15 protein-coding genes are annotated in these 19,011 nt (G+C 67.1%); 4 read left to right on the top strand and 11 right to left on the bottom strand.

The window, feature by feature from the left end; genetic code table 11:
• The first annotated feature begins 62 nt into the window (after window positions 1-62).
• Window positions 63-2,264, top strand: a complete 2,202-nt coding sequence (locus BDW41_RS06100; RefSeq protein ID WP_074545310.1) for a TonB-dependent receptor — start codon at window positions 63-65, stop codon at window positions 2,262-2,264.
• Between the two features lie 143 nt (window positions 2,265-2,407).
• Window positions 2,408-3,601, top strand: a complete 1,194-nt coding sequence (locus BDW41_RS06105; protein WP_074545306.1) for an SAM-dependent methyltransferase — start codon at window positions 2,408-2,410, stop codon at window positions 3,599-3,601.
• Window positions 3,602-3,607: 6 nt separating this feature from the next.
• Here BDW41_RS06105 and BDW41_RS06110 read toward each other — a convergent pair whose 3' ends face one another.
• The 6 genes from BDW41_RS06110 to BDW41_RS06135 form a co-directional block, all read right to left on the bottom strand.
• Window positions 3,608-5,227: a glycosyltransferase family 87 protein gene (locus BDW41_RS06110; protein WP_074545302.1), complete on the bottom strand. Its 1,620-nt coding sequence runs from the start codon at window positions 5,225-5,227 to the stop codon at window positions 3,608-3,610.
• Window position 5,228: 1 nt separating this feature from the next.
• Window positions 5,229-6,179 (bottom strand): glycosyltransferase family 2 protein, encoded by a 951-nt coding sequence (locus BDW41_RS06115; RefSeq protein WP_074546340.1) that lies wholly within the window; start codon window positions 6,177-6,179, stop codon window positions 5,229-5,231.
• 68 nt (window positions 6,180-6,247) lie between these two features.
• Window positions 6,248-8,209 (bottom strand): LTA synthase family protein, encoded by a 1,962-nt coding sequence (locus tag BDW41_RS06120; RefSeq protein WP_074545299.1) that lies wholly within the window; start codon window positions 8,207-8,209, stop codon window positions 6,248-6,250.
• A gap of 170 nt (window positions 8,210-8,379) precedes the next feature.
• Complete coding sequence (locus BDW41_RS06125) at window positions 8,380-9,609, bottom strand: multifunctional CCA addition/repair protein (RefSeq protein ID WP_074545295.1); 1,230 nt, start codon at window positions 9,607-9,609, stop codon at window positions 8,380-8,382.
• Window positions 9,610-9,673: 64 nt separating this feature from the next.
• On the bottom strand, window positions 9,674-10,612 hold the full coding sequence (locus tag BDW41_RS06130) for a complex I NDUFA9 subunit family protein (protein WP_110301559.1): 939 nt from the start codon (window positions 10,610-10,612) through the stop codon (window positions 9,674-9,676).
• 20 nt (window positions 10,613-10,632) lie between these two features.
• Window positions 10,633-12,711: a transglycosylase SLT domain-containing protein gene (locus BDW41_RS06135; protein ID WP_074545289.1), complete on the bottom strand. Its 2,079-nt coding sequence runs from the start codon at window positions 12,709-12,711 to the stop codon at window positions 10,633-10,635.
• Window positions 12,712-12,919: 208 nt separating this feature from the next.
• Between BDW41_RS06135 and BDW41_RS06140 the strand changes: the two genes are divergently transcribed.
• Window positions 12,920-14,539: a glycosyl hydrolase family 17 protein gene (locus tag BDW41_RS06140; protein WP_074545287.1), complete on the top strand. Its 1,620-nt coding sequence runs from the start codon at window positions 12,920-12,922 to the stop codon at window positions 14,537-14,539.
• On the opposite strand, the gene BDW41_RS06145 is transcribed toward BDW41_RS06140, so the two are convergent.
• The 5 genes from BDW41_RS06145 to BDW41_RS06165 form a co-directional block, all read right to left on the bottom strand.
• Window positions 14,438-14,887, bottom strand: a complete 450-nt coding sequence (locus BDW41_RS06145; protein ID WP_074545284.1) for a hypothetical protein — start codon at window positions 14,885-14,887, stop codon at window positions 14,438-14,440. The two genes, BDW41_RS06140 and BDW41_RS06145, sit on opposite strands and share 102 nt — an antisense overlap.
• On the bottom strand, window positions 14,884-15,693 hold the full coding sequence (locus BDW41_RS06150; protein WP_074545281.1) for an endonuclease/exonuclease/phosphatase family protein: 810 nt from the start codon (window positions 15,691-15,693) through the stop codon (window positions 14,884-14,886). The genes BDW41_RS06145 and BDW41_RS06150 overlap by 4 nt, the downstream gene beginning before the upstream one ends.
• Window positions 15,694-15,808: 115 nt before the next feature.
• Window positions 15,809-16,465, bottom strand: a complete 657-nt coding sequence (locus tag BDW41_RS06155) for a thiol:disulfide interchange protein DsbA/DsbL (RefSeq protein ID WP_074545278.1) — start codon at window positions 16,463-16,465, stop codon at window positions 15,809-15,811.
• A gap of 46 nt (window positions 16,466-16,511) precedes the next feature.
• Entirely contained in the window at window positions 16,512-17,369 is an 858-nt protein-coding gene (locus BDW41_RS06160) for a thiol:disulfide interchange protein DsbA/DsbL (protein WP_074545276.1), read from the bottom strand.
• A 69-nt stretch (window positions 17,370-17,438) separates the two neighbouring features.
• Window positions 17,439-18,221, bottom strand: a complete 783-nt coding sequence (locus BDW41_RS06165; RefSeq protein WP_074545273.1) for a c-type cytochrome — start codon at window positions 18,219-18,221, stop codon at window positions 17,439-17,441.
• Window positions 18,222-18,331: 110 nt separating this feature from the next.
• Between BDW41_RS06165 and yihA the strand changes: the two genes are divergently transcribed.
• Window positions 18,332-18,967 carry a ribosome biogenesis GTP-binding protein YihA/YsxC gene (gene yihA / locus BDW41_RS06170; protein ID WP_074545270.1) on the top strand — a complete coding sequence of 212 codons (636 nt, stop codon included), beginning with the start codon at window positions 18,332-18,334 and terminating at the stop codon, window positions 18,965-18,967.
• Window positions 18,968-19,011 lie beyond the last annotated feature (44 nt).

Consider the following 19,011-nt stretch of genomic DNA (forward strand, 5'->3'; position numbering starts at 1 on the left):
TAGAATGGCAATGTTATAACGTATCGAAAATAACAACTTCACCGCCCCTTTCCGGAAAACCGATGAAACCTAGCTTGCTTGCCTTGAGTCTTGCCGTTGCCCTGGGTGCCGCCCCGGCCGCTTTCGCCCAGACCGCCATGAGCCCGGACACCAGCACCGTCGCCCCGAATGCCAACGGCGGTGGCAGCGACACGGACAGCACCGGCGCCACCCGCAACAAACCCGCCAAGGTGAAGGAGCTGGGCGCCGTCGACGTCAACGCCGCCCTCGACCAGGCCCGCAATTCGCTGTCGCCCGACACGGGCAGCAGCCAGTACGTGATCGACCAGAAGGCCATCCAGCAATTGCCGCTGGGCGAGGCCACCCCGCTCAACCAGGTGATCCTGCAGGCGCCGGGCGTGGTGCAGGATTCCTACGGCGGCCTGCACGTGCGCGGCGACCACGCGAACCTGCAGTACCGCATCAATGGCGTGATCATTCCAGAGGCGATTTCCGGCTTCGGCCAGACCTTGGACGCGCGCACCATCAAGAGCGTGACGCTGCTGGACGGCGCCTTGCCGGCGCAATACGGCCTGCGCACGGCGGCGGTGGTGGACATCGACACCAAGAGCGGCCATGACCTGGGCAACGGCGGCAGCGTCGGCATCACGGGCGGCTCGTTCGGCACCATCAACCCGAATGCCTCGCTGTGGGGCAGCAACGACCGCTGGAGCTGGTTCGTCACCGCCAATTACCTGGAGAACGACGTCGGCATCGAGAACCCGACGTCGAGCCGCAAGCCGATCCACGACCACACCAACCAGGTGAAGGGCTTCGGCGACGTGTCGTACCTGATCGACGAGGACACACGCCTGAGCTTCATGTTCGGCGCGACCAACAATCGCTTCGAGATTCCCAACAACCCCGACCAGACGCCGCAGTTCGGCTACCTGGACACGGTGGATTTCAATTCCGCCAACCTCAACGAGCGCCAGAAAGAGAAGCTGACCTTCGGCGTGCTGTCGCTGCAGGGCAAGCTGGGCAAGACGGATTACCAGGTGTCGCTCGGCGGGCGATACACCCATGTGGGTTACACGCCCGACGACATCGGCGACCTGATGTTCAACGGCGTGGCCTCCACCATCAACCGCACCAACAAGGCCGGCACCCTGCAGGCGGATTTCTCCACGCCGCTGGGCGAAAGCCATACGCTGCGCTACGGCCTGTACGGCGAGTTCGAGCGCGGCAACATCAGCAACAACTCGCTGGTGTTCCCGGCCAACCCGGACGGCTCGCAGGCGAGCACCACGCCCATCGGCATCTACGATGCGACGAGGCTGCTGGCGCGCACCTACTCGGCCTACGTGCAGGACGAGTGGAGCATCAGCGACAAGTGGACGGTGAACTACGGCGTGCGCGGCGACCGCTACGAGTTGTTCCGCACCGAAAGCCAGCTGAGCCCGCGCGTGGGCGTGGTCTACCAGGCCACCGACAGCACCACCATCCATGCCGGCTATTCGCGCTACTTCACGCCGCCCGCGACGGAAGTGATCGACGACACCAACATCGCCCGCTTCAACGGCACCACCAACCAGCTGCCGAGCGGCGGCAACAACCTGCCGCTGTCCGAGCGTTCCAACTACTACGACCTGGGCGTGCAGCAGCAGTTCGGTTCCACGCTCACGCTGGGCCTGGATGCGTACTACCGCGACGTGCGTCGCCTGCAGGACGAAGGCCAGTTCGGCACGGCGCTGATCTATTCCAACTTCAACTACAACCAGGGCCGCATCCGCGGCGTCGAGTTCACCGCCAGCTACGACAACGGCCCGGTCACCGCGTACTTCAACGCGGCGTACAACCGCGCCATGGGCAAGCAGGTGCTCACCGGCCAGTACAACTTCGGTCCGGACGAGCTGGCCTACATCGCCGACAACTGGATCCACCTGGACCACGACCAGAAGCTCACCTCCTCGGGAGGCATCACCTACTCGTTCAACAAGAGCACGCGCGTGGGCGCCGACTACCTCTTCGGCAGCGGCCTGCGCAAGGACGGTGACGGCATTCCGAACGGTGCGTCGCTGCCGTACTACTTCCAGCTCAACGTCAACGTCGGCCACGACTTCACCTTCGGCAGCTTCGGCACGGTCAAGACGCAGCTGGCGGTGATCAACGTGCTCGACCGCACCTACGAGTTGCGCGACGGCACCGGCGTGGGCGTGGGCGCACCGCAGTTCGGGCCGCGTCGCGGCGTGTACCTGAGCCTGCAGAAGGACTTCAGTTTCTAAGAGCCTGTTCGCGGGCTACGTGAAGATCGCGAACGGGCTCCAAGATCAGCTGGGCCAATGACCCCGCCATAGCCTTCCTCCCCCTCACGGGGCTATGGCGGGGCATGGGTTAGAATTGCGGCGTTTCCCCGCAGGCAACGCGCATGTCTTCCCGACTTCCCGACCCCGGCGCCGACGAGCGCGCCCACTCCGATCGATTGCTCACACGGCTACGCGAGGAAATCGCCGCGCACGGCCCCATGCCGTTCTCGCAATACATGGAGCGTTGCCTGTATGCGCCGGGCCTGGGTTACTACAGCGCGGGCAAGACCAAGTTCGGCGAGGCCGGCGACTTCATCACCGCGCCCGAGCTGGGCGAGCTGTTCGCGCGGTGCGTGGTCAACGCGACCTATCCCGTCGTCCAGATGCTGGGCGACAACGCCGACTTCCTCGAACTCGGCGGCGGCAGCGGCGCGTTCGCCGAAGCCGCGCTCAAGGCCTTCGCCGCGCAGGGCGCGCTGCCCCGGCGCTACTACATCCTCGAACCCAGCGCCGACCTGCGCGAACGTCAGCGCGAACGCCTGGCGGCGGCGCTGCCCTCCGAACTGTTCGCGCACGTGCTGTGGCTGGACCGCCCGCCCGAGCAGGACTGGCAGGGTGTGCTGTTCGCCAACGAGGTGATCGACGCGTTGCCGACCACGCGCTTCGCCATGAAGGCGGGCGAGGTCTACGAAGAGTACGTCGCGCTCGATGGCGAAGGCCGCCTGATGCGCGTGGATCGTCCCGCCGATGCGCTGGTGTCCGGCGCCGTGCGTCACGTCGAGCGCGATATCGAAGCGGAATTCCCCGACGGTTACCGCTCGGAAATCCTGCCGCAGCTGCCTTACTGGATCCAGGCCATCGCCGGTTCGCTCACCGCCGGCCTCATGGTCTTCGCCGACTACGGCTATGTGCGCCGCGAGTATTACCTACCCGAGCGCAACGACGGCACCTTGCGCGCGTTCTATCGCCACCGCGCGCACAGCGACCCGTTGCATCTACCGGGACTCAACGACCTGACCGCATCGGTCGACTTCACCGCGCTGGCCGAGGCCGGCAACAGCGCGGGCTTCGGCGTGGCCGGCTACATGACGCAGGCGCAGTTCCTGATCGGCAGCGGCCTGCAGGACATTTTTGGCGCCGCCTACGAAGCCGCAACGGATGAAGCCATGCGCTACGACCTGGCCCAGCAGGTGAAAAAACTCACCTTGCCGGACCAGATGGGCGAACGCTTCCAGGTCATGCTCTTCGCGCGCGGCATGGAAGCACTGCCGCTGCCGGTCGAGTTGTTGGAAGCGGATCAGGGCGATCGGCTTTGATGCCGGTCAGCCCTTCTGCAAGCGACAGAGACTGAGCCCCTGGGACATGTCCTTGCCGCCACGGCTGATTTCCATGTTGGAATGAATCGGGCGGCAATCGGTGGCGCGATATTGCGGCAGCATGTCCTTCAGCAAGGCCAACTCGTCCGCGGTGCCCGGATCGTCGCGGCGCACGAGATAGAAGGCACCCGTGTGTTCGCCCAGGCGCTGCCGCGTGAGCGTCCATAGGCCGCGATCCTGCGATGCGCGCGTGAACCAGGTCAGGCCCACGAACTGGATGTTTTCCGCCTGCGGAAACAGCGGGGCGAGATAGGCATCGGGGCTGCCGGCCAGGATCACCAGGCTGTTGAGTTCCACCTCGCCGATATCGGCCTCGATCGCATGACGGGCGTACGCGCCGCGCCACCAATTGGGATACGTGGTGTTCCCAAGAATGACCAGCAGCAACAGGACGAAACCCGCGGTTCGCAGCGCTGGCTTTTTCTCCCACAGGCGAGGCCACCATGCGTGCACGGCGCACAGCATCAGCAGGCCCGTGAGTGCCTCGATGGGCGTGGCGTAACGGAGGATGGAGAACAGCGCCATCCACAGGACGTAGCCGACCGCAGCGAAGATGGCGAGTATCCGCGTGCCGGCATTCGCCTGCACCGAACTTGGCCCACGGATCAGCCGCGCCGCGAGCAATGCGAGGATCGCCAGCATCGCCAGGGCATAGCGTGCGTCGGCGAAGAGCGACTCGGTAACGACGTTGCGCTGTTTGCCGATCCAGAAGAACGGATAGAACAGCCATTGCCAGAGATTGCGAGGAAGGAACCGTCCATCCGTGCCGCCGCCGCTCACTGTCAGCGGCGAATGGAACACCTGGTTGAACATCGGGAAGATCGGATTGCCCGTCGCCTGGTACAGGTGCCAACCCCAATAGCCATAAGCGAGCACAAAGGCGGCCAAGGCGCCTGTCGCATAGGCCATCGCCGCCTGCCATGCCAGCTTGCGTCCAGCGCCCATGGCGATGAGCAGGGCGAGCGCCATGGCAGGCGGGTAGACGATGGCCGTGGGCTTGAGGCCCGCAGCCAAGCCACAGCAGAGCCCGCCCCACAGGGCGCGAGCCAGGGGGCGCGGCGGTGCAGTCGCCGAGAGCAGTGGCATGAGCACGTACAGGCCCAACAGCAGGAACACGGCGAGCTGGATCTCGTTGGTCGTGCTGCCCGCCTGCGACACGGCCATCGTGCCCGTGGCACCGATAAGCGCGGCGCAGACATCGGCAGCGCCGAAGCGGCGCTGCTGCAGGGCGGCCAGGCGTTGGGCGATGCACAGGACCAGATAGGCGAGCGCGCCAAACCACAGGCCCTGCACGGCGGCGAGCAAGCGCGGCCATGCGTTCAATGGCCCCGTGGCGAGCAGGAAATAGGGCAGGTCGGGCAGGGGATTGAAGTAGCTCTGCAAACCCGCCGCGGTGATATCCATCGCGTAGCGGTCATGCAGGAAGGCCCACGCGTTGTACAGGTGATAGTTGCGCGTGTCCCAGAAGATATCCTGCCCGAGCGCCACGGAAAGCGCGGCACCGAAAGCGAGGCATAGGCCGATCACCCACCAGCGGTGGGTAGTACGTGTCTGCGGGTTGTTCATGTCAGTCCCGCGCCTCGTCTTCACCGGGCGACGTGCAGGCCAGGTAGGCCAGATGCCGTGCCTCGCGGCGCCCCAGCGTCACCGTATCCAAGGTCAGTCCGCAGACAAGGAAGATCGCGGCGAGCAGCATCAGCGCGGCGCACAGAATGGCCGTCGGAAAACGCGGAACCAGACCGGTTTCCGCATACGTCGTCATCAGCGGTATCGCGAGGATCAGGGAAAGCACCGAACTGATCACGGCGCCGACGGAAAAGAACGCCAGCGGCTTGCCGTTCTTGGTGAGCTTGAGGATGGTCATGAGAATGCGCCAGCCATCGGTCCAGGTACTGAGCTTGCTAACCGATCCGTCCATGCGGGCAATGTAGCGGGTGGGAACCTCGGCTACCGGCATGTGCTGTTCGAGCGCGTGGACCGTGAGCTCGGTTTCCACCTCGAAGCCTGCCGCATGCGCGGGATACGACTTCACGAAGCGGCGCGAAAATACCCGGTAGCCCGAGAGCATGTCGGTGAACGTGCGGCCGAAGATGCGCGAGGTCAGCTCGGTGAGCAGCCAGTTGCCGAAACGGTGCCCGCGACGGTAGGCCTCCAGCTCATCGCTGACGCGCGAGCCGACCACCATGTCCAGCTTTTCGTCGAGCAGGCGATCCACCATGGCTGGCGCGTCGGCGGCGTGATAGGTCGCATCGCCATCCACCAGCACGTACACATCGGCATCGACGTCCGCGAACATGCGGCGGACCACATGTCCCTTGCCCTGCAGATCCTGCCTGCGCACGATGGCGCCGGCGGCCTTGGCGACGGCCATGGTGTCATCGCAGGAATTGTTGTCGTAGACGTAGATGCCCGCGTCGGGCAGCGCAGCCGCGAAGTCGCGGACCACCGCCGCTATGGCGACGGCCTCGTTGTAACAGGGAATCAGTACTGCGACGCGGGTCGTCCGGGAAGGCTTCATGCCGGCCATGGCTCAGGATTGCGGGGGCGTCAGTTTCTCAGAAACCGCCGCCCCTCGCCTCACCGGGTTCAGTTCACCGGCTTGCTGTCATCCGCCCGCTTCACCATCTGCCCATGCTTGAACAGATACGCAGCGACTTGGTAGTAGGCCGTGGCGTCGTCCACCTGCGTCTGGTCGACGGGGGTGTTCGGCACGGCGTCGCCGTTGCTGAAGTTGGGTTTGATCTGTTCCAGCTTGCGCTGCGGTTCGAGCACGGTGAGCACGTCGCCGTGCAGGTAGCCGAGCTTTTCGTAGGTGGCGGGGAAGGCGCGTTCGCGGCCGGGTTCCAGCTGGAAGATGTCGGCGCCGAAGAAGCGGCTGCGGTAGCTGAAGTTCAGCAGGCCCATGACGGTGGGGATGATGTCGACCTGGGCCATCTGCCGCGTCACGCGCTGCGGCGGGATGTGCTTGGGCGAGTAGATCCACAGCGGGATGTGGTAGCGATTGATCGGCACGCTGGTGCGGCCCGCGCTGGATGCGCAATGGTCGGCGGTGATCACGAAGATCGTGTCGTCGAAGTACGGCTTGTCCTGCGCGCGCTTGAGGAAGTCGGCGATCGACCAGTCGGTGTACGCCACGGCGGCTTCGCGCGTGCCGTTCTTCTGCGGTACGCGGTTGGCGGGCACGGTGAACGGACGGTGGTTGGAGGTGGTCATGATGTGCAGGAAGAACGGCTTGCCCTGCGCATGGGCCTCGTCCATCTGCTTGAGCGCCAGCGTGTAGAGGTCTTCGTCCGCCACGCCCCACACGTTTTCGTGGTGGATGGTCTCGCCCTTGGCGATATCGTTGCGGTCCACCGCGCGATAGCCGTTGTGCGAGAAGAAGTAGTTCATGTTGTCGAAGTAGCCGTAGCCACCGTAGACGAAGTCCGACTGGTAGCCGCGGTCGTTGAAGATGTTCGCGGCGGAGAACAGGTTCTCGTTGTTGTGCGCCTTGACGATGGAGTCGCCCGGCGTCGGCGGCACGGAGAGCGACAGCGCCTCCAGGCCACGCACCGTGCGGGTGCCGTTGGCGTAGAGGTTCTCGAAGAACATGCTCTTGTCGCTCAGGGCATCGAGGTTGGGCGTGATGTTGCCGCGCTGCTTGTCCGCGAATTCAGAGAGGAAATCGGCAGACAGGCTCTCCACGCTGATCAGCACCACGTTGAGGTGTTTCTCCGGGCCCGCGTGGCGGATCTCGCGGGTCAGGTCGTGCGGATCGTCGCTGACGTAGGTGGCCTCGGGCGTCTTCACCAGTTCGCGCACGCGCTTGAAAGCCTCGTCCTCGGGCAGGGTGCGGTAGAAGCGCGAGTAGTCGAGGTGGCTGCTGCGGAAGGCGGCGAAGAATTCGTACACGCCATTGCCCGACAGCTCGTTCACGTAGGCGTTGTCGGTGCGGTCCTTGAAGGTGCCCTTGATGCCCACCGCGGTGACCACGGTGATCAGCAGCCACACCAGCACCACCTTGCTGCGCTGGAGGAAGGTGCTGCCGCCGTCCACCGCCTGCAGGCCACGGCGGCTGAGCCACACCACCACCAGCGTCGCCAGGGCCAGCAGGCTGATCCAGGTGCCCAGCGGGTACGACTCGCGGATGTTGCCGATCACTTCGGTGGTGTAGACGAGGTAGTCCACCGCGATGAAGTTGAAGCGCGTGCCGAACTCGCCCCAGAACACCAGCTCCGACGCGGCCACGAACAGCAGGCCGAACAGCAGCACGGCGCCGCCGACGTAAAGCAGCCATTGGCCCAGGCGCGAGGTGTAGATGCGCTGCGGCGCCAGCCACAGGTACAGCATCAGCGGCCAGGCCAGATAGACGAAGGCGATCAGGTCGTAACTCAGCCCCACGCCGAACGCATAGGCCCAGTACAGCGGGTTGTGCGGTACGCCGCCGCCCGCCATGAAGAGCAGCACGATGCGCGTGAGCGCGCCGATCAGCGCGTAGCTGATGGCCAGCCACCACAGCGGGCGGAACCGCTGACGCAGCGGCGAGGTCGGTTGGTACGCAGTCGGCACGGGAAACTCCGGAAAAAGCGGAACACAAGGGCAGGCCGAGAAACGGCCGGGCGGCATGATCGGGCGACCGCGGTCATCGACGGAACCGGCCCGGCGATGTCGGGCGGGCGGACACGGAACTTTCTACCTTATTCCAGGCTGTCTTTCATCTGGCTTTGCCTGAAGGGACGTCAGGCCGGGGACTGTCGCAACGCAGCAATGGCGCCCACGCGGGCCGCCGTCATGGCCTCGCCGATGGCAGGCCCTTTCAGGCCGTCGGCCACGAATGGCTCGGAGCGCACGGCCGCCGCCGCATCGCGGGCGCGCTGCAGGTAGCCGGCCTGCGGGTAGGCGTCGTCCTGGTGCCCCAGGCGCCCGCGCTTGTCGGCCTCGCAGGCGGCCAGGAACAGCGCCAGCCGCTCGGGCCGCCGCAGGGCGTCCAGCGCGGTGAGCAGGCGCAGCACCGTGGAGGGTTTCAGTTCAAAGGCTCGATGGGCGTTGAGGTGCTCGCGGCACACCTGCTCGGCCAGCGCGGCGTGTTCCGTTGGCACCTTCAGGCGCTCCACCAGACGCCGCAGCGGTGCGACGCCGGCGTGTTCGTGGCCCAGATGGCGCGGCAATACGTCGGCGGGCGTCAGCGCCTTGCCCAGATCGTGCGTGAGGGCGCAGAAGCCCACCACGTCATTGCCGGGGGCGATGCGGGCGGCCATGTCGAGCACCATTTCCACGTGCACGCCGGTGTCAACCTCCGGATGGAATTCCGCACGCTGCGGCACGCCGTACAGCGCGTCCACTTCAGGGAACAGCACAGCGAGCGCGCCGGCTTCGCGCAGCACGCGCAGGAAGGCGGAGGGCTGCGCTTCGGCCAGCGCCTTGCGCGTTTCCTGCCACACGCGCTCGGGCACGAGGTGATCCACCTCGCCGTCGCGCACCATCTGCTGCATCATCTGCATGGTTTCCGGCGCCACGGTGAAGCCCAGCGGGGCGAACCGCGCGGCGAAGCGCGCCACGCGCAGCAGGCGCACCGGATCTTCCACGAACGCGGGGGACACATGGCGCAGCAGGCGCTGCTCCAGGTCGCGCGCGCCATGGAAAGGATCGACCAGCTGGCCGTCCTCGGTTTGCGCCATGGCATTGATGGTGAGATCGCGACGCGCCAGGTCCTCTTCCAGCGTCACCGAGGGATCGGCGTGGAAGGCGAAGCCGTGATAGCCGCGGCCGGTCTTGCGTTCCGTGCGGGCCAGCGCGTATTCCTCGCCGGTGTGCGGATGCAGGAACACCGGAAAGTCCTTGCCCACCGGGCGGAAACCCCGCGACAGCATGTCGTCGGGGCTCGCGCCGACCACGACGTGGTCGTGATCGACCACGGGACGGTCCAGCAGTTTGTCGCGGACGGCGCCGCCAACCAGATAGGTACGCATGCAGCGATTCTGCCATGCCGTGATGGAGGCCCTGCCGTACCGCGACAGGAGCTCCGCGAAACGTTCACCGCCCGGTGGAGCGCGCCCCCGAAAGCCGCCGCTGGCGCGCAGGCTCCTTCAGCAGCACCGGCAGCCACGCCGCGAGTGGCTGCGGCACGATGCCCAGGGACGCATAGCCGTCCGTCTTGCCGACCGAATCGGTACGCAGGGAGCGGAAGTTGTCGAGCGAGAACGGCTTGCCCGGCAGCAGCTGCGCCACTTGCGCCTGCAGGCGGCCCAGGGTGTCCGGCAGCGGGATGATGGGCGTGCGCACGCCCATGGTGTCGCGGATCATGCGCACGATCTCGCCCAGCGTCAGCACGTCGGGGCCATACAGCTCGAAGCTCTGGTCGACGCCGAGCGCGTCGTTGCCCACGCAGCGCGCCATCGCCTCGGCGACGTCGCCGGCCCAGGTCGGCGCCATGCGCGACGAGGCGCGCGCCAGCGGCAAGGCCGGCATCTGCCGCAGCAGGGTGGCGAAACGATCGACCAGTCCGCCGCCCGCGCCGAACATCACGCTGGGCTGGTAGATGGTCCAATCCAGCGACGAATGGCGCACCAGCGCTTCCGCCTCGCCCTTGCTCTTGAGGTACTGCGACAGGCCCTGGCCCGCCTTGAGCGCGCTCATGTGATGCAGGCGCGGCACGCCCGCCGCCTGGCACGCGCCGAGGATGCGCTGCGTCAGCTCCACGTGCGCATGCTGGAACGTCTGCTCGCCAAAGGCATTGAGGATGCCGACCAGGTTGATCACTGCATCGGCGCCTTCGAACTGGCGGCGCAGCGCATTGGCGTCATAGACGTCCACGCTGCGGATGCTCACGCCCGGCAGCACGGCCAGGGCGCGTCGCCGCTCGCGATTGCGCGAAAGCAGCCGCATGCGATGGCCGTCCCTTGCCAGCCGCGGCAGCAGATGCGAGCCGACGAAGCCTCTGCCGCCGAGCACCACCAGTTGTTTGGGTTTCACCGTCACCTGCGTTCTCCGGCTCATCGCGTGCCGCTGCTGCTGGCCGAGGCCGGCGGCGGCAGGTTGCTGGCGGGAGCGGCCGAGCCGGCCTCCGCCGGCACGGGTGCGGCCACGGCCGGGCAGGTCGCCAGCTTACGCTCGCTATGGGCATCCGGCAGCAGGTAGGTCTGGCCGATGGGCGTCAGCCAGCGCGACAGCGTCACGGCGTTGCCGTGCTGGCGCCAGTCGTAGATCACCGCGAAGGACATCACGCGCGCCACGTATTCGCGCGTTTCCTTGTACGGGATGGTGGCGATGAACAGGTCCGGCGGAAGCGTGCCGCGCGCGGCCAGCCACTGGTCGACCTTGCCGGGGCCCGCGTTGTACGCGGCGCTGGCCAGCCAGGGAGCGCCGTTGAAGCGGTCCGCCATCTGCGCGAGATAGCGCGTGCCCAGGATGATGTTGGTGATCGGGTCGTACAGCGAGTCGCCGCCCGTCCAGGTGATGCCGTTGCGCTTGGCGACCAGCGCCGCGGTGGAGGGCAGCAACTGCATAAGGCCGCGCGCATCCGCACCGGAGCGCGCATCGGCCATCCAGGCGCTTTCCGCGCGGAGAATGGCGTAGGCCCACGACGGGTCGATGCCGGCCTGCTGCGCCTGCGGCACCAGTCCGTCCTGGCTGGCGAGCGGAAAGCGCTGCTCGTAATAGCGCAGCGCGTCGCCGGTGTTGAAGGTGAATACCGCGCGGTCGTACCAGCCGCGGCGATTGGCGAGATCGACCGCCAGCTTCATCGTCTCCGCGTCGGCGCCGTCGAGCGCCTGCGTCCATTCGCGACGCGCCTGTTTGGGCAGGCCGACGGCATAGGCCTCGAACGCGCGCAGCAGGCCCGCATTGGCGAGCAGGGCGCGTTCGCGCTGCGGGTTGCCGACCAGATCCAGCTGGCAGATGCCGTAGGGGGCGTTGACGCGATCGGCCGCGAGGAAACCGAAGAACGTCGGCTCCGTCGACAGGCCGGTGAGCACCTGCTTCGCTTCGGCCTCGCGCCCGGTCTGCGTCAAGGCGCGGGCGCGGAACCAGCGCCATTCGCCATCCTGTTGCTGCGTGGCGGGCATGGCGTCGATGGCGGCGAGCACGGCGTTCCAGTCCTGCTGCGCCAGCGCGGCGCGCACGCGCCATTCGCGGCTGGTGTCGGTCTGCACGGAAGCCGGCAAGGCGGCCAGGCGCGACAGCGCGCTGGCGTCGTAATCGGTGGCGTGGAACAGGGCCAGTGCGTACATCACGCGGTTGCGCTGCTCAGGCGTAAACGCGAAACGCCCCTGCAGCTTCTGCCACGCGATATCCGCCGTCACGGACTGGCGGCGCGCCAGGCGTTCCAGCGCCAGCATGGCGGCCTGCCGGCTGCGCGCGGAATCGGGCCACTGGTTCGCCGCCACGGCGGCGGCGCCCGGGTCGCTCAGTGCGGAGGCGATGCGTCGCGCGGATTCCGCGTCGCCGGCCGGCAGCCACGCGGCAAGGCTGTTGATGGTGCCCGGCTGCACGGCGTCCGCCGCACGGTCGATGCGGTCCCACAGCCGCGGTGTGGTGAGCAGGCCCTGGTCATGCGCGGCGCTCAGCACCGGATCGCAGGCGCTCGGTAGCTTGGGCTTGCTCCACAGGGCGGACAGGTCGCGTTCGAAATCGAGCTGCGTTCCCTTGCTCAGCTGCGCCTGCAGCGCATTGCAGGCGAGCGCGTCGCCGAGGCCGGGCTGGTACATCGCGAGAAAACCGTCCCAGTCCTGCCGGCGCGCGAGCTCGGTGAGAAAGTCGCGGCGCAGGTCGCTCGCGGCGAGTTGCCCCGGATAGCGCTTGAGGTAGTCCTCCACCTGCGGACGCTGGATCTGGCGGATGTCATGCGTGAGCGACGCCGCCTCCAGGTACGAATACAGCGGGTAGTCCTGCAGGTTGCCGGCCAGGCTGCGCCAGCCGTCGCCACCCTGCTGGGCCGCCGCGTAGGCCTGCTTGAAGGCGGTGCGCTGCGCCTCGGTAGGTTCGGCGGCGACTGCCGCGCCCGCCAGCCCCAGGCCGGCGACAATGATGAGCAGGCGTCGGGCGATTCGCCGCGGTGCTGCGTGCAGGGACATGACTACTCCTTCCTTGTGCCGATGCCAGCGCAGTGTAGTTCGCGGTTCCGCAGGAGGCGGCGCGCTGCGCGGGACGGGGCAGCATGAACACTGCCCGCTGAGCGTGACGTGAAACCTGCTGTCAGCGGAACACGTGCATGGCGTGGGCAGGCTGCCTGTTAGAATCGGCCACCCCGAGGCGCCGCGTCCGGCGCATACCAGGAAGTGCATGTCGCCCCCGTCCTCGCCGTCGTCCCGCGTCGCTCCCATCGCATGGCTGATCCTTGTCCTCGCCATGGTCTGCGGTGCGCTCTGGTGGTGGCGTATCGGGCGTCCCGTGCCGCTGCCCGATGCACCGACGGCGCGCATCGCGTGCGTGTCCTACGCGCCGTTCCGCAAGCCGGGCGAGACGCCGCTCGATCCGCATGCCTTCGTCAGCCCCGAGCGCATCGATGCGGATCTGAAGGCCCTCTCCGAACGCTTCGACTGCGTGCGCACCTACTCGCAGAGCTTCGGCCTCAATGCCGTGCCGGCCATCGCGCAGAAATACGGCATGAAGGTATTGATGGGCATCTGGCTTGGCCGCGACAAGGCGTTCAACGATCGCGAAGTGACCAGCGGCATCGCCACCGCGAAGGCGTACCCGGAAGTGATCCGCGGCGTCATCGTCGGCAACGAAGTGCTGCTGCGCGGCGAGCAGTCGCCCGAAGCCATCGCCGGCTACCTCGCGAAGGTGCGCGGCGCGCTGCATGACGACCACGTGCCGGTCACTTACGCGGACGTGTGGGAGTTCTGGCTGCGTTATCCGCAGATGGCGGACTCGGTCGACTACATCACCATCCACATCCTGCCGTACTGGGAAGACCAGCCCGTGCCGCCGGAGGACGCGCTCCAGCATGTGGCGGACGTCTACGCACGCATGAAGGCGCGCTTCGCCGGCAAGGCCGTGATGATCGGCGAAACCGGCTGGCCCAGCGAAGGGCGTCCGCGCCGGCAGGCCAGCGCGAGCCTGGTGAACGAAGCCCGCTATCTGCGCGACTTCCTACGCTACGCCGGCAGCGTGGACATGCCCTACAACGTGATCGAAGCCTTCGACCAGCCGTGGAAGCGCGAACAGGAAGGCACGGTGGGCGGCTACTGGGGCATCTTCGATGTCGACGCCAAACCCAAGTTCAGCATGCAGGGCCCGGTGGTCGAAGAGCCGAACTGGATCATGGGCTGGTATGCCGGCGCCGCGGGCGCGGTGCTGTTTCTGCTGGCCGGTTTCTGGCGCCGCGACCTGGCCAACACGCGCAGCCGCGTCGCGCTGGCCATCGCGGGTTTCGCCACGGCCACGTCCCTCGCATGGCAGGGGCGTCGCATGATCTTCGATTGCCGCAACCCGCTGGAGTGGGTGTTTACCGGCCTGCTCTGCGCGCTGGCGCTGCTCTCGGCGATCTACCTGGCGCGGCGCGTCGCCGCGCGGCTGGCGGGCGCATCGTTGCGCCTGCCGGATCGCCGCCTGCGCTTCCTGTGGATGTTCGGCCTGGCGTTCTACGACTTGCTGCTGGTGTTCGACGGCCGCTACCGCGACTTCCCGCTGGGCCTGTTCTGGCCGCCGGCGGTGGGCTTCCTCATCGCATCGCTGATGGAAACGCGCGGCAACTGTGTGCTGCCCATTGTGGAAGAACGCTTCATGGCCTGCGTGCTGCCCTTGCTGGCCGCCGTGGTGGTGGCGCAGGAGATCGGGCTCAATCCGTCGACCTGGCTATGGCTGGGCGTGAATCTCGCGACCGCCGGCGCGGTGATGATCGAGTGGCGCCGCGCCGTCCGATTGCAGCCGCACCAGGCGCAGGCAGCCTACCAGTAGCGCGAACGCGCCCGGCACGAAGCAATACAGGATCACCGCCACCGTACCCGTCGCCGCGGCAAGCCACGCGGCGAACGGCTTCTTCCACGACAGCGCCAGCACGGCGGCGGCGAGCGCCACCCAGCCGTAGATGCCCATCTGGTAGCTGTAGCTGGCCGACATGCGCAGCGGCGCAAGGATGAAACCCATCACGGCCACGTGCCGCACGGTGCACTGGAAAGACGCCGCCGTGTCGCACAGGTGGGCGACGTCCGGCGATTCGACCAGCGTGTAGCGCAGCGCATAGACGACGGCGCCGATGACGATCAGCGACAGCCAGGGCAGGGTCGAGCGTAGGGTTCGTTTCATCGGCGCGTCTTGTGCGGGCGTGGTGCGATATGGCTGGGCAGGCGGATTTCCGCCGCGATGGGCAAGTGGTCGGAGAAAGCCTGCGGCAGCGCCCACACCTTGTCGAGCTGGATCTTTTCGGAGGTTAGGATGTGGTCCAGCGCGCGCCGCGGCTTCCAGCTCGGGAAGGTCGGCGTCGACTGGTCCGGCGGCACCAGGCTCGATCTGGAGAACAGGTGTTTCATTTCCGCACTGCGCACCTCGGTGTTGAGGTCGCCCATCAGCACGGCATGCGGATAGTCCTGCAGCACCTCGGCGATGAAACCCAGCTGCTTGGCGCGCGCCGGCGCGCTCAGCGACAGGTGGGCGATCATCACGGCCAGCGAATCGGGACCCTGGCCGAAGCGCGCCAGCAGTGCGCCGCGTCCGGGAATGCGGCTGGGCAGTGGATAGTCCAGCACGCTGGTGGGTTCCAGCCGGCTGATCAGGCCGTTGGCGGAGTGCGCCAGCCGCGCCATCGGGCGATTGGGCTGGTGGCTCCAGAACGGCATGCCCGCCGCTTCGGCGAGGTAGCGCGTCTGGTTGAGGAAGCCCGAGCGCAGGCTGCCGGCGTCGGCCTCCTGCAGGCCGATCACGTCGAACTGAGGCAGCACTTCGGCCAGGCGGTCGAGGTTGTCCAGCTTGCTGCGGCCCGGCAGCACGGCATTGATGCTGCGCGTGAGGTATTCGCTGTACCGCTGCACGCTGGCGCCGGCCAGGATGTTGCAGCTCAGCAGGCGCAGTCGTCGCTCTGGAGCCGGGGCGGTGGAGGTGTTGGGGCGATTCATCGGACGGGCAGGGTAGTCGCAAGTATGTGACCGCCGCCATGCCGGCGGCGGTCAGGCGCGGAAGGCGCCAAGGATGCCCGGTCGGTTGTGAACGCGGAGAAAGTTCCGATGTGCCTTACTTGGCGCCGGCCAGCTCGCGCTTGGCCAGCCACTGGGTGAGGGCCGAGAGTTCATCCAGCGTCTTCACGGTGGCGGTGCGGTACTTGCCGTCGACCACGATGGTCGGCGTGCCGTCCACCTGCCAGGCCTTCACCAGTTCCATGTCCTTGCGGATCTGCTGGGTCACTTCGTCGGAGCTGGCGATGCGCATGAAGTCCTCGCGCTTCACGCCGTGGGCGGCATAGAAGTCGGCCAGCTCGTCCAGCGTGGAGATCGGGTAGTGCTCGTCGAACTTGGCCTTGAACAGGGCCAGGTGCGTCTGCTCCACCACGCCCAGCTTCTGCGCGGTGTAGTAGGCGCGGGCGTACGGCACCCACTCGTCGCTGAAGGCGGCCGGCAGCAGCTTGAACGTCACGCCCGGCGGCAGCTGCTTGCGCATCTGCTCCGCGATGGGCGCGAAGTGCGCACAGTGGATGCAGCCGTAGGAGAACACTTCGACCACTTCCACCTTGCCCTCGCTGCTCAGGCGATGGGCCGGTGCAGGCAGCGTGACGTACTCGGTGCCGTTGGTGTAGGGCGCGGCGTCATTGGAGCCGGTGGCCGTGCAGGCGCTGGCGAGCAGCAGCCCGGCGAGCAGGCTCAGCGCGCGCAGGGAGGCAAAACGCTTCAACATGGTCGTCACTCGTCGTGTCTGGGGGTGGAACGTGGTTCGGCGCGGCTTACTTGCCGGCCGCTTCCTTGGACACCAGCCACAGGGCGAGTTCCACCGCCTGGTCGTAGCCGCCGGCGGAGCGCGCGGTGAAGCGGTACTTGCCGTCGACCACGATGGTCGGCGTCTCTTCCACGCCGTAGGCCTTCATCAGGTCGTCGGCGCGCTTGACCTTGGTGTTGATCGCGAAGGAGTTGGCGACGGCCACGAATTCCTTGGGATCGGCGCCGAACTTGGCGTAGACCTTGGCGGCGTCCTCGATGGTGGGCAGTGCGGACGCCGGCTTGAGGGCCGACTCCGACTGCATGGCGCTCAGTTCCTTGGTGTTCCACACCGCTTCGTACATGGCGTCATTGGCCTTGTCGGCCACGCCCAGCGTCTGCGCGGTGAGGTAGGCGCGCTGCAGCATCGGCCAGTTTTCCTGCGGCATGAAGGATGCCGGCAGGTAGGCCACCGCGGCGTTGGCCGGCAGCTTGCTCACCAGGTTGTTCATGGTCGAGTGGAACGCGTTGCAGGCCGGGCAGCCGTACGAGAACACCTCGGCCACTTCGATCTTGTCGGTGCCGCTGACCTTGGCCTGCGCCGGCTCGATGCGGAAATAGTTCTTGCCCTCGACCCACTTGCCGTCGTCCACGAACGGCGTGGCCGGCGCCGCGGGCGCGGCCGGAGCCTGTGCCGTGGTGCTGGCGGCGGCGGGCGCGGCGGTGCTGGCGGCGGCAGGCGTGGCGGCCGTGGAGGCGGCCGGCGGCTGCGCGGCCGGCGCGGTGGCGGCGGGGGCCGGCTGCGGGGCCTGGCTGGCGCTGTCGTTGTTGTTGCTGCAGGCGGCGAGCGCGAGCAGGGCGATGCACAGGAACGACAGACGCTTCATGGTGATCCTCGGTACTTTTGCTTGGCTTGGAGCGGACACGCCGGCCAACGGCCGGCGTGTCTGGGGCGTTTACTTGGCGGCGGAAGCGCCTGCGCCTTCGGCGGCGTGCAGGCCTTCGACATAGCTGGCAACGGCGGCGATGTCCTTCTCGTCCAGCTTCTTGGCGATGCCCGGCATGATCTGCGCGTGCGCCTCCTCGCCCCACACGGTGCCGTCGTGCCACGACTTCAACGTGGCCTCGATGTACTGCGCGTGCTGGCTGGTGAGCTGCGGATACATCGCGCCCGGGTTGCCGCGGCCGTCGATGCTGTGGCACGCCATGCAGGCCGGCACGCCCTTGCTGGTGTCGCCCTGGCGATAGAGCTGCTCGCCGCGCTCGACCAGTGCCTGGTCGGCCACGCCGGGGAGCGAGCTCTTGCTGGCGAAGTAGGCGCCGATGTCATGCATGTCCTGCTCGGACAGCGGCGTGGCCATACCGAGCATGACCGGGTTCTGGCGCTTGCCGGACTTGAAGTTGTTGAGCTGGTGGACGATGTACGCCTCGCTCTGGCCAGCGAGCTTGGGGTATTGCGGATCGGTCGAGTTGCCGTCCATGCCATGGCAGGCGCCGCAGGCGGCGGCCTTGCCCTGGCCGGCGGTGGCGTCACCCGGCTTCACGGCGGCGGTGGCTTCGGCCGGCTTGGCGGCCTGTTCGGCGGGAGCGGCAGCAGCGGCGGCAGGCTGGGCGGCGGTGGCCGCCGGAGCGGGATTCTTGGTTTCCTGGGCGAAGATCGCTGTGGAAGACAGCGCAAAGACGAGAACCACGGCATAACGAACTACAGCGGGCCGGAAACCGGCAGGCCGAAAACTCATACACTTGTCTCCCGAAAAACTGCTGTGGCTGCACGGTGCGCGCTGGCCAGCACGTCCGCAACTGGCAGAAACTCCCGGATTATCTCTGCGCCACCTTAGCCGGTCAAACCATGTCCAATCCATTGCAGGGCGCCCAGTTTGTACTGGCCGCCCACCGAATTTCGCAGCTTCCCAGCGACCACGGCGCGGAAGTGGCGTTCGCCGGCCGCTCCAATGCCGGCAAGTCGAGCGCGCTCAATACCTTGACCGCGCATCGCGGCCTTGCGCGCACGTCCAAGACGCCCGGCCGGACGCAGCAGATGGTGGCCTTCTCGCTGCCCCCGCTGATCCAGGGCGAGGGCGAGCCGCCGCTGCCGGCGCGACTTATTGACCTACCCGGCTATGGTTACGCCAAGGTGCCCGAGGCGCTGCGCGAGCACTGGAAGCAGGAGATCGACGCCTACCTGCACCAGCGCCGCAGCCTGCGAGGCGTCGTGCTGATCGCCGATATTCGCCATCCGCTCAAGGACTTCGACCGGATGATGCTGGATTTCTGCTTCGCCACTCACCTGCCTTGCCACGTGCTGCTGACCAAGGCGGACAAATTGTCGCGGAACCAGGCCGCGCAGGCGCTGGCGGCGCTGCGCAAGGAAATGGCGGCCAGCGACACGCAGGCCACCGCCCAGGTGTTTTCCTCGCAGACGCCGACCGGCGTGGAGGAGGCGCGCGACATGGTGATGACCTTGCTCAATACACCGCGACCATAAGCGCCTGCTCAAGATCTCGAGCGAGCGCACATTTTCCCGCCCGT

It is taken from the genome of Dyella sp. AtDHG13, from assembly GCF_003201105.1.
GTDB classification, from domain to species: domain Bacteria; phylum Pseudomonadota; class Gammaproteobacteria; order Xanthomonadales; family Rhodanobacteraceae; genus Dyella; species Dyella jiangningensis_B.